The following is a 14768-nucleotide window of genomic DNA, read 5'->3' as shown; positions in this document are numbered from 1 at the left end:
GTCGACGCTGAACGGGGGTCGGCGGCGCTGCGCACAGCGGTCGGCGACCGGCGCTTTTTGTCCAGGCGCCAGGACAAAAACATCCTGCCAGAGGCCTGCTCAGCGGGTGCCTCCACCAGGCTGTCCCTGGGTATCGCCGCCGCGCGTTGGCCCGGCTCGCGCTGGCATCCAACTTGCGCTTCAGCCCGTGCCATGCGCCACGACGTGATGACCACCGTGCAGATGCTGGCGCGCTACCTGCGCGCCCATCCGCACGTCTGCGACACCGCCGAAGGTATCGCCCACTGGTGGCTGATGGACCTGGCGCCGCCTGCCGTGGTCGAGGAGGCGCTGGACTGGATGGTCCGCCGCGGCGTGCTCGAACCCCTGCCCGCGGCCGATGGCCGCACCCGCATGCGCCGCGTCGCCGACCCCGCGCTCGACGCCCAGCTCGATGCACTGGCCGAAGGCCTGGACGAGCTGCCGCCCCGGAGCCTGCACTGATGGCCGGCTTCACCGCGATCGCCGCGATCGGCAAGAGCCTGGAGCGCCTGCTCGACCAGGCCTTCCAGCTGCGCCCGCCGGTGCCCGGCAAGACCAGCAAGGCGGTGCTGATCCGCACCGAAGACCTGGCCGACAAGGGCGGCCAGACGCCGGTGGGCGAGCACGGCCTGTCGATCCTGCTCTACCGCGTGGACTTCAACCGCACGATGCGCGCCGCGTGGTCCTCGCGCACCACCGACGATGGCCGAGGCCACCTGGCGCTGGACCTGCATTACCTGCTGACGCCCTGGGCCGACAACGCCGAGCACCAGCACATGATCATCGGCCGCGCGATGCAGGTGATTGAGTCCACGCCGGTGCTCTCCGGTCCGCTGCTTTACGAGCCCAAGCTGCCGGGCACGCCCAAGTACGCCGGTGAGGCGCGCCACTCGGCGATCGACTCGGTGCAGGTGCTGCTCGAGGAGATCTCCACCGAGGCGCTGATGCGCACCTTCGACTCGCTGCCCGGCGACTACCACCTGTCGGTGCCCTACGTGGCGCGGGTGGTGCGCATCGACACCCTGCCCGAGGACCTGGCGCCACCCGTCACCGAGGCCGACATCATCATGAGGCTGCCCACGTGAGCCTGGCCGCCCCCACCCTGGGCCTGGACAACACCCATCCGGTGTCGCAGCTGCGCCATCGCCTGGCGCTGGGCGTGCAATGGATGGATGCGGTCGGCGCCCGCCCCGCGCTGGGTCCCTGGGCCAGCGAGCTGCTGGCCGTGGGCGAGCGGCCACTGGCCCAGCCGCTGGACGTGCACCCGCTGGCGCGCCATGCGCTGCGCCACGCCGGCCGCCTGGCCAAGGTGCTGGCGCGCGCCGCGCAAGACCGCCTGGACAGCCCGCCCGCCACCCCGGCCGACGATCCCACGCGGCTGGAGCTGCGTGCCTGGGGCCACGCGGGCCGGTCCAGCGGCGGCTACCGGCCCGGTGAGGACCCCCGCCTGCTGGTGCCGCGCCGCCTGGCCCTGCTGCCGGTGCTGGCCGATGGTCTGCCAGCGGCGGGTCTGGTCAATCGGCGCAGCGCCTGGCTGTGGCCGGGCGCGCGCTATCCGCTGCCGGCCGGTGCCAGCGCCCTGCGCGGCCGCGTGCAGCGCGGTGCCGACCTGGCCCACGCCGTGCCGGTGCCCTGGTGCCGCCTGCTGGTCACCCGACCGGGCGCGGCGCCGCCCAACCCGGCCACCGAGACCGCCCTGGGCTGGGGCCACGGCGACGACCGCGGCGAGTTCCTGGTCGTGCTGGGCCCCGAGGCCGCGGGCGGTGGCGCCGCGCTGCCCACGGCGCTGGCCTTGCGGCTGTGGGTGTACCTGCCCCCCGAGGCGCCTTTCGATCCCGCCCAGCCGCTGCTGAGCCTGCCCCTGGAGGTGGCCGAGGCCGACGACCTGGACGTGCTGCAAGGCCAACGCGTGCCACCGGGCTTCGTGCGGCGCGGCCCGATCGATCTGTCCCCGGGGCCGGGACGCGTCCTGGTGCTGGACGACGCCCAGCTGCTGTTTGCCTGAGAAGCCGAGACGCCATGCACCACGCCCTCGCACCGCCCCGCCGTCCGCCGCTCCCCCCCGACGGGCCGCGCGCCCCGCACTGAACCCCGCCGGCCCTGCCGCCGCTCCACCAGAAGGGAAACACCATGCCCGAGTACCTCGCCCCAGGCGTCTATGTCGAAGAGGTCAGCTTCCGAGCGAAGTCGATCGAAGGCGTCCCCACCAGCACCACCGGCATGGCCGGCATGGCCCGCTTCGGCCCGGTGCAGTACGCCGAATTCGATGGTCCCAGCACCTGCAAGCCCCGCCTGATCACCTCGTACACCGAGTTCGAGCGGGTCTACGGCGGCCTGGCGCCGATGCAGCTGTCGGACGGCAGCGAGCGCGTGGCCTACCTGGCCCATGCGGCGCGGGCCTTCTTCAACAACGGGGGCCGGCGGCTGTATGTCTCGCGGGTCTACCAGGCGCCGGCCGGGATGACCACGTTCAATGCCTGTGGGCAGCTCACCGCGGTCACGGACGCCGGCAATGCGACCTGGCGCGCCCGCTGGCCGGGTGAGGACGGCAATGTGCTGGTCGAGACCCGCGTCACGCGCAGCCGCAACCTGGGCTTCAACTGGCCGGCCGATCCCAACGACGTGCTGAACAAGGCCGCCTGGGGCATCCAGGTGCGCACCGCGCGCGCCGGTGCGGTGGTCGAGGTGCTGCCCGCTGGGCCGCTGGCCGACAACGCGCCGCTGACCAACACGCTGTACGTCATCGAGGTGGACAACAACGGCCGCCAGACCTTCATCGACAGCAGCGGCAACCCGGCGGTGGTGGCCGACGGCACGCCGCTGGCGCTGGTCGAGCTGCGCGTCATCGTGCGCGGTCCGGGCGGCCGCATCGACAGCTACGAGCAGCTGGGCGCCCACTCGGCGCAAAGCCGCCACATCGGCAAGGTGCTTGAGCGCGACGACCCCGAGGACGAGAACGCCATGGTCTGGCTGGACCTGTCGGTCCTCGACACCGCGCACCGCCACCACCCCGCTGCGCTGATGAAGGGACTGCAGGCCGCGGCCAAGCGCCTGGCCGGCGGTGTCGACGGCGCGGTGCCGGCCCCCGATGCGCTGCGCGGCAACGAGGCCGACGTCGACCATGCCGAGCGCCGCGCCACCGGCCTGGAGGCCTTGGGCGAGCTCGAAGACATCGCCATCGTCGCGATGCCCGACAGCGGCGTTTCCGGCCTGCCGGCCGACCCGCTGTTCAGCCAGCTCTGTGTCGACCACCTGGTGGCGCACGCCGAGAAGTACCGCTACCGCATCGCGGTGGCCGACGCCCGGCCCTCGATGTCGATCACCGACATCCGCGAGTTCCGCGGCCGCTTCGACTCCAAGTACGCTGCGCTGTACCACCCGTGGATCGAGGTGCTCGACCCGATGTTCCCGGCCGTGCCCGGCGTGCCGCCGCGCAAGCTGCTGCTGCCGCCCTCGGGCTTCGTCTGCGGCATCTACGCGCGCAGCGACATCGAGCGCGGCGTGCACAAGGCGCCCGCCAACGAGGTGGTGCGCGGGCTCACGCAGTTCGAGATCAACATCAACAAGGCGCGCCAGGACGTGCTCAACCCCGAAGGGGTGAATTGCCTGCGCTTCTTCGAGGGCCGCGGCAGCCGCGTCTGGGGCGCCCGCACGATGAGCTCCGACCCCGAGTGGAAGTACGTCAACGTGCGGCGGCTGTTCATCTATGTCGAGCACTCGATCGAGAAGGCCACGCAGTGGGCCGTCTTCGAGCCCAACCAGGAGCGGCTGTGGGCCAACATCCGCCGGATGGTCGAGGACTTCCTGCTGGTGCTGTGGCGCGACGGCGCACTGGTCGGCGCCAAGCCCGAGGAAGCCTATTTCGTGCGCTGCGACCGCAGCACGATGACCCAGAACGACCTCGACAACGGCCGAATGATCTGCCAGGTGGGGATCGCCCCGAGCCGGCCGGCCGAGTTCGTGATCTTCCGCGTGGGCCAGTGGACGGCCGACGCCCAGGGCTAAGACGCCGAAGGAGCATCCCATCATGGCAATCTACCGCGACAACCCCTATGGCGCCTTCAACTTCCGGGTCTCGCTTGGCGAGGGTGATGACGCTGGCGTGCTCGGTGGCTTCTCCGATGTGAGCGGCCTGGGCACCGAGATCAACTACTCCGAATACCGCAACGGCAACGAGAAGTTCAACACCGTCCGCAAGATCGCCAACACGTTCAAGCAGGAGGATGTGACGCTCAAGCGCGGCCTGGTGGGCAGCACCGCGCTGTTCGAGTGGGTCAAGCAGGTGCGCGAGGGCAGCAACGGCCGGCGCACGGTGGTGATCTCGCTGCTCGACGAGTCCAGCCGCGACGTGGTGGCCGTCTTCAAGCTGCTCAACGCCCAGCCCAAGAAGTGGGTCGGGCCGACGCTGGCCGCCAAGGGCGGCGGCGAGGTGGCGATGGAAGAGCTGCACCTGGTGCACGAAGGCGTGGTCTACGAGTAATCGGCGGCCACCATGCTCGCCCCTGCTCGCGCGCCGCTCGGCGCCCCCGGTGTTTTCGCGCTGCCCAGCCTGCGCGAGCCGGTGCTGCACCCTGAGCGCATGGACGTCTGCGCCTTCGTCGGCGTGGCGCCACGCGGCCCGGCGCAGCAGCCGCGCGTGGACGAACGCCACCCGGCGGGCTGGCAGCGCCTGGTGAACGATCCGGTGGTGCAGCGCAGCGTGCCGGTGGCGGTGCGCAGCTTCGACGAGTATGTGCGGCACTTCGGCGGCTTTGACGGACCGGGGCTGCTGCCGCATGCGGTGGCCAGCTACTTCGAGCAGGGCGGCCGCCTGGCCTGGGTGCTGCGCATCGTGCCGCGGCGCGACGGCCAGCCTTTCCACAGCGGCTGTGCGCAGGCCGCACTGCAGGGCGCCTTCAGCACCGAGCCACGGCTGCTGGCCCGCAATCCCGGCACCTGGGGCCATGCGCTGCAGGTGCGCCTGGGCTTCCAGACCCGTGCCCTGACCGTGCAAACCGGCCCTGACGCCACACTGCTGGTCGACCCCCAGGCGCCGGTGCTGCCCGGTGCGCTGCTGCGCCTGCACGACGGCCTGGGCGGCAGTGTCCTGGCCACCTGCACCCACCTGCTCACCCGGCGCGATGCACTGCGCCCGCGTGAACGCCTGGAACTGCAGCTCAACCCACCACTGGCCGCTCCGGTGGCCCGCGTCGAGCAGGTCGAGGTGGCCATCGAGGTGGACGACGGCGCCGGCCGGCGTGAGCGCTTCGAGCACCTCGCCCTGTCCCCCCAGCACCCGCGCTGGCTGGCCAGCGTGCTGTGTGAGGAGTCGGCGCTGCTGTGGCCGCACCCCGACTGGGCCGCCACAGCGCTGCAGCCGCTGCACACGCGGCTGGAGTTGCTGCAGGGGCGCGCCAGCGGCTTCGGCGGCGGCGACGACGCCTACGGCACGCTGCAGCACAGCGACTTCTTCGACCCCGCCTGGACACCGGCCGACGACCTGCCTGGCAGCGGCATCACCGCGCTGACCGGCCTGTCGCAACTGACCCAGTTGCTGGTGCCGGACCTGTACCTGCCCACCCAGTGGAGCCCGCCCGAGGCGCTGCCCGCCACCGAGCCCGCCGGTGCCGGCGCCCGCTTCGCCGCCTGCGTGGCCCTGCCCGCCCTGGCCGCGGTCGAGCCCACCCCGGCCAGCGCCCTGAGCGGTCTGCTGCTGGACCCGCGCACCGCCGCCGGGCTGGACGCGGTCTGCGCGCTTCAGCAGCAGGTGCTGGACCTCTGCGAGACCACCGGCCAGCTGATCGCGCTGCTCGACGTGCCGCCCGGCCTGTCGCAGGCCCGCATCGAGGACTGGCGCTCGCGCTTCGACAGCAGCTACGCGGCGGCCTACCACCCCTGGCTGGTGCCCAGCCGCCGCCCCGGGGACCCCTGGCAGGACAGCGGCCGCCCGCCGCGGCGCCTGCCGCCGTCGGCCGTGGCAGCCGGCGTGATCGCGCGGCGCGAGTTGGAACGCGGCATCCAGCATGGCCCGGCCAACGAGATCGCCCGCCAGGTGGTGGGCCTGGCCGAGCCGCAGCCTGAGGGCCGCGCCGACGCGCTGCATCCGCAGCACGTGAACTGCTTCGTGCGCGAGCCGCGCGGCATCGCGCTGGTGGCGGCGCGCACGCTGTCGCAGGACCCGGCCTGGCGCCAGCTGTCGGTGCGCCGGCTGATGCTGATGCTGCGCCGCACGCTGCTGACCCAGACCCAATGGGCGGTCTTCGAGCCCAACGGCCCAGCGCTCTGGCGCGACCTGCGCCACGCCTGCGAAGCGCTGCTGCGACGGCTCTACCAGGCCGGCGCCTTTGCCGGCGGCAGCGAGGCCGCGTCGTTTTTCGTGCGCGTGGTCGACGACCGCGTGCGCCAGGACCGCGGCGAGCTGCTGGTGGAGATCGGCGTGGCACCGGCCGAGCCGCTGGAGTTCATCCTGGTCCGCCTGCGCCGCGATGGCGACGGCACGCTCAAGCTGGAGGAGGGTTGAGGTGGCCGACAGCGAGACCCTGATCACCGCCTTCCGCTTCGAGGTGCGCCTGCTGCGCTCGCCCACCGTGGTGGCCGGCCAGCCACTGCCGCCGGGCGGCGGCGATGGCACCCTGCCGCCCGCAGGTGATCGCCGGCTGTGCGACGGCGGCTTCCAGGAGGTCAGCGGACTGGAGATCGAGATGGACGTGCAGGAGTACGTCGAGGGCGGTCGCAACAACGGCGTGATCCGCCGGGTGGGCCGCGGCAAGTTCCCGAACCTGGTGCTCAAGCGCGGCATGTTCGTCGTGCGTGGCGAGAACGGCCAGTCCAGCCCCGAGCTGTGGCACTGGATGCAGCGCATCCTCAACGGCGAGCGGCCGGTGCCGCGCTTTGACGGCCTGGTGCATGTGATGAGCGCCGCAGGCCAGGTGCAGGCCAGCTGGATGTTTGACCGTGGCCTGCCGGCCAAGATCCGCGGCCCCGAGCTCAATGCCAAGACCGGCGAGGTGGCGATCGAAGAGCTGACCATCGCCCACGAAGGCCTGCGGCTGCTGCCGGCCGAGGAGCCGCTGTCATGACCGGCCTGACCAAGGCCTACCTGGCCGAGCTGGGCGCGGGCGAGTCCACCGACGAGGTGGGCGGCACGCAGGTGCCGGTGCAGTTCAACCCCGGCTCGCTGCGGGTGCAGATCGCCAACCGCTCGGCCGGCGGCCAGCAGGCCGGCGCCCAGGCCCGCCAGCGCGCCGGCACCGGCGAGATGCAGGTCAGCTTCGACCTGGTCTTCGACACCGCCGACGAGGCGCCCCAGGGCAGCCCGGCGCGCTCGGTCAACGTGCTTGACAAGACCAAGGCCGTCGAGCGCTTCGTGCGGCCGCGCGGGCCCGGTGCCGGCCAGGAATCACCGCCGCGGGTGGCCTTTGTCTGGGGCGGCTTCCAGGTCCAGGGGATCATGGAGAGCGCCAACATCGACCTCGACTTTTTCGACGCCGAAGGCGTGCCGCTGCGCGCCAAGGTGGCGGTGACGATCAAGGGCCAGGACCCCAGCTACCGCTACACCCCGGCCAGCGGCCAGGCCGGCGGCAGCACGCGCAACCCGTCCGGCCAGCGCCCCCCCACACGCGACCGCGACCTGCCGCCCGGCGCGCCGGGCACCAGCGGCTCAGGCGCCGCAGCCCAGCGCGTGGTGCAGGCCCTGCCCGGCGAGAGCCTGGCGCAGCTGGCCGCCCGCAACGGCCTGTCGCCGCAGGACTGGCGGCTGCTGGGCCAGGGCATCGGCCAGGCCGTGCAGCAGGGCCTCGGCGGCGGCGCGCCTGCCGGGTTGACGGCTCCGCAGGGCATCGGTCAGGCGGTCCACCAAGCCTTGCGCGAAGTGGCCGTTCCACCCGCCAGCGCCGGTGGCGCCAGCGGCCGCTCGGCCCAGGGCCGCGACCCGGCCCGCACCACGGCCGGCCTGCCGCTGACCACCACCGCGCCCCGCCGCAGCGCCGACGGACCCACCCGCCAGGGCCAGGCCCTGGCCCAGCAGGGCGGCCTGGGCGCGGTGATCGACCAGCAGCGCCACAGCGGCCACCAGAGCCAGGCCGGGCAACGCCTGGGCGCTTTCGGGCTGGACGGCACGGCCACGGCCGACGTCAGCGACCGCCCCTGGGCCCAGGGCGTGCCGATGCGCCCGCGCATTGGCAGCGGCGACACGGCCGCGGGTCCCCGCGCCCAGCGACCCGCCGGCCAGGCGCCGGCCTCGGCCTTCGCACGCGGCAGCGCAGCCGCCAGCGCCACGCCCACCACCACGCCACCGGCCCGCCGCAGCGCTTGCGGCTGCGGCTCACGACGCCGCTGAGGAGCCCACATGCCCATCCAGATCGGACAAGTCGACGCCACCGTGGAGACCCGCGGCGATGCCCCGGCCGCCGCTGCCGACGGCGGCCCCGCCAGCGAGCTGCCCGACGATGCGCTGCGCCAGCACCTGGAGGCCCTGATGCAACGCAGCGCCGAGCTTGAAGACCGCCTGCGCGCCTGGGGACGGGACGACTGAGATGCCGCAAGAACAGGCCCTGCTGTCCAACACCCGGCCGAGCTTCTCGGTCGATGGCCAGGTGCAGGCCGCGCTGGAGCGCGACCTGGTGCGGCTGCAGCTCGATGAGGACCTGCACGGCCTGATGCAGTTGCAGGTGCGCTTCATCGCCAGCGGACCGCGGCCCGGCGAAGCGCAGGAAGGCCTGATCTGGCTGGACGGCCGGGTGATCGATTTCGGCAAGCTGCTGACCGTGGCCATCGGCGCTGGCGCGGGACAGGCCTCGCTGTTCGGCGGCAAGGTCAGTGCGCTCGAGCTGAGCATGGGCGACGCCAGCGACCCCGAGCTGCTGTGTCTGGCCGAGGACCCGCTGATGGACCTGCGCCTGACCCGGCGCAGCCGCACCTACGAGAACGTCACCGATGCCGACCTGGTGCGCGCCATTGCGGCCGAACACGGCCTGCAGGCCCAGGCCGACCTGGACGGCCCGACCTGGCCGATGGTGCAGCAATGGAACCAGAGCGATCTGGCCTTTCTGCGCGAGCGCACGCGCCGCCTGGCGGCCGAAATCTGGGTGGCGAACAACACCCTGCATGTGGCCAGCCGCGACCGTCGCCCCGGCACCCAGCTGACGCTGATCAAGGGCAGCACACTGCGCGAGGTGCGCCTGCGGGCCGACCTGGCCCACCAGCGCAGCTTCGTGGCGGTGGGCGGCTTCGACGACACCGAGCAGGACGCGATCGACGAGCAGGCCGGTGCCGAGGCGATGTTCTCTGAAGCGCAGGGCGGGCTGCACGGCGGCACCGTGTTGGGCCTGGCCTTCGGCGAGCGCGGCAGCCGCCGGGTGCTGGATGTGCCGCTGGACGACGCCCAGGCGAAGGCGCTGGCGCGCGCCGCGCTGCAGCAGCGCGTGCGGCGCTTCGTCACCGTCAGCGGTGTCAGCAGCGGCCATGCCGAGCTGCGCGTGGGCAGCCGCCTGCGGCTGGAGCGCGTGAGCCCGCTGTTCGAGGGCGACGGCTACTACGTCACCCGCACCAGCCACCGCTACGACGCGGTGGGTGGCTACCGCACGCACTTCGAGGCCGAGCGGGCCTGGATCGGAGCCAGCCTGTGAGCCGCGTGCCCACGCCCCAACCCGACGGCGGCGGACCGCGCTGGTACGGCCTGTACCCGGCCCTGGTACGCGACCTGGTGGACCCCGAGCAGCGCGGCCGCATCCGCGTCAGCTTCCCGATGTTCGGCGACACCGAGGTCAGCGCCTGGGCCACGCTGCTGGCCCCCTGCGCCGACGACGGATACGGCTTCGAGGTGCTGCCCGAGGTCGACTCGCAGGTGGTGGTGGGCTTCGAGGCCGGCGACCCGGCGCGGCCCTACATCGTCGGCGCCTGCTGGAATGGCCAGCGCGCGCTGCCCGAGCCCGCTGCGCAGACCAACCACCTGCGCACCTGGCGCTCGCGCAGCGGCAGCCAGCTGCAGTTCGACGACACCCCCGGCGCCGCCAAGGTGACGCTGGCGATGGACAGCGGCCACAAGCTGGTGCTCGACGACGCCGCGCAGGAGGTGCTGGTCGAACACGCCAACGGCTGCAGCCTGAAGATCAATGTGGCCGGCCAGATCCAGATCATGGCCAACGCCACCGTCGAGATCACCGCCTCGTCGGTGAACGTCCACGCGCCCACGGTGAACTGCGACGGCATCGTCCAGTGCACCACGCTGATCGCCAGCGCCGGGGTCATCTCGCCCAGCTACACGCCGGGCGCGGGGAATGTCTGGTGAGCGCCGCCCACACCTGGCGCCTGGTCGGCCCGTGGTACCGCTGGCCGCGGCCGGGCCATCCCGACGACGGCCGCGTCGCGCCGCCCGCGATCCAGAAGTTCGCCGGTGCCGACTTCATCACCCGCTTCCTGGCCGAGCCGCAGCGCTCGCTGCAGTACGACGAGCAGATCGACGTGGTGCAGTCGCACGACCTGGTGCCAGCGCGCGGCCTGAGCGGCAAGCTCGCCACGCTGTTCGCGCTGGACGCCCGCGGCCAGCCGCTGGCCAAGGGCTCGCCCGAGACCGCCTACCGCGCGCGCCTGGCCCCCGGCGCGCTGCGCAAGCTGTTCCAGTCCACCCACGACCGCCACTACCTGGTGTGCTGCGAGCTGCATTGCGACGAGCCGGGCTTCCCGCGCGTGGCGCGCCAGCGCGTCTGCCAGGCCGGCTTTGTGCTGCGTCGCCGGCGCAGCGTGCTGCCGCCGGGCCTGGACGCCGCCGCGGTGGAGGCCCAGGCTGCGCCGGTGCGCCATGCCGAGGCCGACTGGCTGGACCTGTGCACACTGCAGGCCACGGCCGAGGACGCCATGCTGACGGCGGCGCAGCGCGACGCCGCCGCCCGGCGCCTGGACGACCTGGCCGCACAGGCCGGTCTGCCCGACGGCGCGAGCCTGCTGGCCAGCCGCCGCGCCGACCTGGCCCGCCAGCGCCAGGGTTTCGTCGACTGGCAGCGCGCCCAGGGTGTGCGCACCGAGATCGACGGCTGGTTCCCGCTGGGCCATGGCAGCAGTGTCCGTCGCGGCGAATGGCGGCTGCTGGACGCCGTCGCGCAAGCAGCCGACATCACTTCGGGCGAGCAGACCTACCCGCTGCACGCGCTGGTGCCCGACCCGCGCCTGCCCACCCACGACGCCGCCGGCCGCTGCTTCTGGTACGGCGTGGTGCCCACCCAGGACCTGCAGCACGACGTCCAGGGCCAGCCGCACCTGGACGACCTGCACACCTACGAGCTGCGCTGCTTCGTGCGCGCCCACCACGACTGCCCCGGCCGGCGCGGGCTGCAGCCCGACTGCCACGGCCCGCTGACCTGGAGCCGCGCCACCGAGGCCTTCCGGCTGGCCCCGCACTTCGATGTGCAGGGCAGCGCCAACCGGCCGGTGACGATCAAGATGCCCGATCTGCGCGACCTGGCGGCGCAGGCTGCGGCGCGGCCGCGCGGGCGGCTGTCGCCGGTGCGCTTCGTGCAGCCGCAGCACCTGTCGCCCAAGGAGCTGGGCGGCGAGGCGGTGTGCAGCTTCTCGATCCCGCTGATCACCATCATTGCGCTGTTCCTGCTGAACCTGTTCCTGCCGGTGGTGGTGTTCCTGTTCCAGGTGTGGTTCCTGCTGGCCTTCCGCTTCTGCATCCCGCCGCAGATCAAGATCGCGATGGACGTGGACGCCGCACTGGCGGTGACACCGCCGGGCGTCGACTTCGAGGCCGACCTGGAGGTGCAGGCCCAGGGCCTGGCCGACTCGGCCGAGGCGCTGCGCAAGCTCTTCCTGGAGGGCGGGGACGACAGCCCGCAGACCCTGGTCGACCGCATCCACGAGGACACCGGCAACGACGACGAGATCCACCTCGACGACCTGGACAACAACGCCCTGGCCTCGATCGGCCAGAACTTCGCCGACGCCAAGGCGCTGGCGCCCGCGGCCGACGGCGGCCTGCAGCCGCCCGAGGTGGGTGAGGTGCTGCTGGAGGAGCCTCACGTCGACCCGGTCTGGTCCCCCAGGAGGTCCGCATGAGCAGCGGCTTGCAGCAGTTCGACCGCCTGGGCGCCGGCCTCGGCCAGCCCCTGGCCCCTGACGAGCGCGGCGCCCTGCCGCAGGTGGCCGGCCCCGAAAAAGTGCGCCAGGCAATGCTGACCATCCTCGACACCGACCCCGGCGAGCGCCTGATGCGCCCGGCCTTCGGCTGTGGCCTGCGGCGCTGGCTGATGGCGCCCAACAACGCCACCACGCGCACCCAGATCACGCGCGAGATCGAGCAGGCGCTGGCGCGCTGGGAGCCGCGGATCACGGTACAGGCGGTCGATGTGGCCGCCACCAATGACCCGTCCACCGTGCTGATCGAGATCCACTACGCCCACGTGCTGGATGCGCGGCAGGACGTGCTGGTCTACCCCTTCTACCTCGCGACGTGACCGCGGAGCCACCATGCCGCTCATCACACCCGTTCTGGACGACCGCAGCTTCGAAGACCTCTTCGAGGAGCTGCGCAACCGCATCCCGGTCTACAACCCGCAGTGGACCGACCACCATGACAGCGATGTCGGCATCACGCTGCTGCAGCTGTTCGCCGCGCTGGGTGAAGGCCTGCAGTACCGCTTCAACCAGATCCCCGAGGCCACCTATGTGGCCTACCTGAAGCTGCTGGGCATCCCGATGCGCACCGCCGCGCCGGCCGGCACGCTGCTGCGTTTCGAGAACAAGCGCCTGCAGGGCGTGCAGCTCTACGCCGGTGATCAGCTCAAGGCTGGCAAGACGGTGTTCACGCTGCGCCAGGACGGCGTGGCCTGGCCGCTGGACTGCGTCACCGTGCTGCGCCGCAGCCTGCTCAGCGAGGACGACCTGGCGCGGCCCGACACCGTGCGCGCCTTCATCGAGGCCCTGGACCCCGGCGTGCGCGCCACCGTGCAGGCGCATGTGGATGCCGTGCGCGAGCAGCGCGGCGCCGAGCAGGTGGTGGCGCCCTACGAGACCCTGACCCTCGCCTCCGACGGCCAGGGCGAGCCGCTGGATTTCTCGCAGGGCGTGGACCACAGCCTGTGGATCGCGGTGCTGGCGCACGAGTCACTGGCCGTCGCCCCGTCGCTGCTGGCCGATCCCGTCACCGGCCTGCGCCGCACGCCGGGCAGCACGCTGCCGCTGAGCCTGGGCTTCGCGCCGGCACGCTGGTACCCGGCGATCGACGAGGTCGCGGCCTGCGGCAGCGGCAGCGCACCCTCGCTGCAGTGGCAGGCCTCGCTGCGCGCGGTGGGCGCCGACGGCCAGGCACGCTACCTGCCGCTGCGCGTCTCTGGCGACAGCACCCAAGGCTTCACGCGTCAGGGCGTGGTGCGGCTGGAGCTGCCCGCCGACCTGGGCCCGCTGGGCGTGCCCGAGCCCGACACCCACCTGGCCGGCACCGGCGACTTCCCGCCGCTGCTTGACGATGAGCGCGCCGACCGCCTGTGGTTCTGGCTGCGCGTCTGGCGCGGCAATGGCAGCCGCATCGGCGCCGTGCAGCTGCTGTCGCTGAACACCCTGCCCTGCGAGCAGGTGGTGGCGGCCCAGCCGCAGTTGCTGGGCAGCGGCGACGGCCAGCCTGGCCAGGCCTTTGCGCTGGCCAGCGCGCCGGTGCTGCTCGATGCGCGCTATCCGGTGACGCTGCAGGTCGAGGAGCAAGGCGTCTGGCTGGACTGGACCCGGGTCGACGACTTCGACGCCAGCGGCGCCGCCGACCGCCACTTCACCGTCGATGCCGAATCCGGCACCGTGCTCTTCCCCAGCGCCGCCGGCCTGCGGGTGCCGCAGTTGGGTGAGCGGGTGCGGGTGCTGGCCTACCACGGCTGCGACGGCGCAGCCGGCAATGTGCCGGCGCGGGCGATCGACAAGCCGGCGCAGTGGCTGGCGCAGACGCCCGCCGCCGGCAGCCCGCTGCTGCGCCCGACCCAGGCGCCACCCACGCTGTTCAACCCGTTGCCGGCCTACGGCGGCCTCGACGCCGAAACGCTGGACCAGGCGCTGGTGCGCATCCCCACCGAGCTGCGCCGCAACCGCCGCGCGGTGACGCGCGACGACTTCGCCTCGCTGGCGCGCGAGACGCCAGGCATCGAGGTCGGCCGCGCCGAGTGCCTGCCGCTGTTCCACGCCCCCAGCCGCGGCGAACGGCCGGGCTGCGTCAGCGTCGTGCTGTGGCCGGCGCGCGACCCGCAGCACCCGGATGCGCCGGTGCCCGACGCCTGGGAACTGTCGCAGGCCTGCCAGTGGCTGGACCGCTGGCGCCTGGTCACCACCGAGCTGTATGTGATCCCGCCCAGCTACCGGCGCATCGCCGTCAGCGTCTCGGTCAAGGTGGCCGAGGGCCACGGTCTGGACGCGGTGCGCGACTTCGTCGAGCAGGTGCTGCGCCAGTACCTGGCGCCGCTGCCGCCGTGGGGTCCGGATGGCCAGGGCTGGCCGCTGGGCCGGCGCGTGCTGGCCCGTGAACTGGAAGGCGTGGTGATGCAGGTGGAAGGGGTCGAGTACATCGAGGCCCTGCGCCTGGACGCCGCCACCTCGCGCGCCGACGGCGGCGAGGATTGGGCCGCGGTGAGCCAGCTGCAACCCGGCCGCTGGGAACTGCCCGCGCTGGCGGCAGTGACCGTGGTCGACGACCTGACGCCGCTGCCCGCGCCCGGCGCCGGCCTGCAGCCGCCGCTGGGCACGCCACCGGTGCCGGTGCCAGCACTGAAGGACGAGTGCTGAGCATGAGCAGC

Annotated in this window: 14 protein-coding genes; all 14 read left to right on the top strand. The window is 72.9% G+C overall.

Annotation, left to right across the window (positions count from 1 at the left end; genetic code table 11):
* Window positions 1-192: 192 nt before the first annotated feature.
* The 14 genes from KAK06_RS00920 to KAK06_RS00855 all read left to right on the top strand — a co-directional run bounded on the left by KAK06_RS00920 (window position 193) and on the right by KAK06_RS00855 (window position 14757).
* Complete coding sequence (locus KAK06_RS00920) at window positions 193-483, top strand: hypothetical protein (protein WP_210799804.1); 291 nt, start codon at window positions 193-195, stop codon at window positions 481-483.
* The gene (locus tag KAK06_RS00915; RefSeq protein WP_210799803.1) at window positions 483-1106 is read left to right on the top strand and encodes a Pvc16 family protein; all 624 of its coding nucleotides are present in this window, start codon (window positions 483-485) and stop codon (window positions 1104-1106) included. Before KAK06_RS00920 ends, KAK06_RS00915 begins: the two co-directional genes overlap by 1 nt.
* Window positions 1103-2026 carry a hypothetical protein gene (locus KAK06_RS00910; RefSeq protein WP_210799802.1) on the top strand — a complete coding sequence of 308 codons (924 nt, stop codon included), beginning with the start codon at window positions 1103-1105 and terminating at the stop codon, window positions 2024-2026. Before KAK06_RS00915 ends, KAK06_RS00910 begins: the two co-directional genes overlap by 4 nt.
* A gap of 125 nt (window positions 2027-2151) precedes the next feature.
* Window positions 2152-4026 carry a phage tail sheath family protein gene (locus KAK06_RS00905; RefSeq protein WP_210799801.1) on the top strand — a complete coding sequence of 625 codons (1875 nt, stop codon included), beginning with the start codon at window positions 2152-2154 and terminating at the stop codon, window positions 4024-4026.
* A gap of 22 nt (window positions 4027-4048) precedes the next feature.
* Window positions 4049-4501, top strand: a complete 453-nt coding sequence (locus tag KAK06_RS00900; RefSeq protein ID WP_210799800.1) for a phage tail protein — start codon at window positions 4049-4051, stop codon at window positions 4499-4501.
* Window positions 4502-4513: 12 nt separating this feature from the next.
* A complete protein-coding gene (locus KAK06_RS00895; RefSeq protein WP_210799799.1) occupies window positions 4514-6520 on the top strand; it encodes a phage tail sheath C-terminal domain-containing protein in 2007 nt (668 codons plus the stop codon).
* Window position 6521: 1 nt separating this feature from the next.
* Complete coding sequence (locus tag KAK06_RS00890) at window positions 6522-7079, top strand: phage tail protein (RefSeq protein ID WP_210799798.1); 558 nt, start codon at window positions 6522-6524, stop codon at window positions 7077-7079.
* Entirely contained in the window at window positions 7076-8338 is a 1263-nt protein-coding gene (locus KAK06_RS00885; protein WP_210799797.1) for a CIS tube protein, read from the top strand. The genes KAK06_RS00890 and KAK06_RS00885 overlap by 4 nt, the downstream gene beginning before the upstream one ends.
* A gap of 9 nt (window positions 8339-8347) precedes the next feature.
* On the top strand, window positions 8348-8533 hold the full coding sequence (locus tag KAK06_RS00880) for a hypothetical protein (RefSeq protein ID WP_210799796.1): 186 nt from the start codon (window positions 8348-8350) through the stop codon (window positions 8531-8533).
* 1 nt (window position 8534) lies between these two features.
* A complete protein-coding gene (locus KAK06_RS00875) occupies window positions 8535-9626 on the top strand; it encodes a phage late control D family protein (RefSeq protein WP_210799795.1) in 1092 nt (363 codons plus the stop codon).
* Window positions 9627-9631: 5 nt separating this feature from the next.
* Window positions 9632-10288 carry a phage baseplate assembly protein V gene (locus KAK06_RS00870; protein WP_210799794.1) on the top strand — a complete coding sequence of 219 codons (657 nt, stop codon included), beginning with the start codon at window positions 9632-9634 and terminating at the stop codon, window positions 10286-10288.
* On the top strand, window positions 10285-12054 hold the full coding sequence (locus KAK06_RS00865) for a hypothetical protein (protein ID WP_210799793.1): 1770 nt from the start codon (window positions 10285-10287) through the stop codon (window positions 12052-12054). The genes KAK06_RS00870 and KAK06_RS00865 overlap by 4 nt, the downstream gene beginning before the upstream one ends.
* Window positions 12051-12452 carry a GPW/gp25 family protein gene (locus tag KAK06_RS00860; protein WP_210799792.1) on the top strand — a complete coding sequence of 134 codons (402 nt, stop codon included), beginning with the start codon at window positions 12051-12053 and terminating at the stop codon, window positions 12450-12452. Before KAK06_RS00865 ends, KAK06_RS00860 begins: the two co-directional genes overlap by 4 nt.
* A gap of 13 nt (window positions 12453-12465) precedes the next feature.
* The gene (locus KAK06_RS00855) at window positions 12466-14757 is read left to right on the top strand and encodes a putative baseplate assembly protein (protein WP_210799791.1); all 2292 of its coding nucleotides are present in this window, start codon (window positions 12466-12468) and stop codon (window positions 14755-14757) included.
* Window positions 14758-14768: the final 11 nt, after the last annotated feature.

This window comes from Ideonella aquatica (genome assembly GCF_018069755.1).
Lineage (GTDB): Bacteria > Pseudomonadota > Gammaproteobacteria > Burkholderiales > Burkholderiaceae_C > Ideonella > Ideonella aquatica.
The sequence above is the reverse complement of the archived record's forward strand: the minus strand, read 5'-3'. Positions and strand labels throughout refer to the sequence as shown.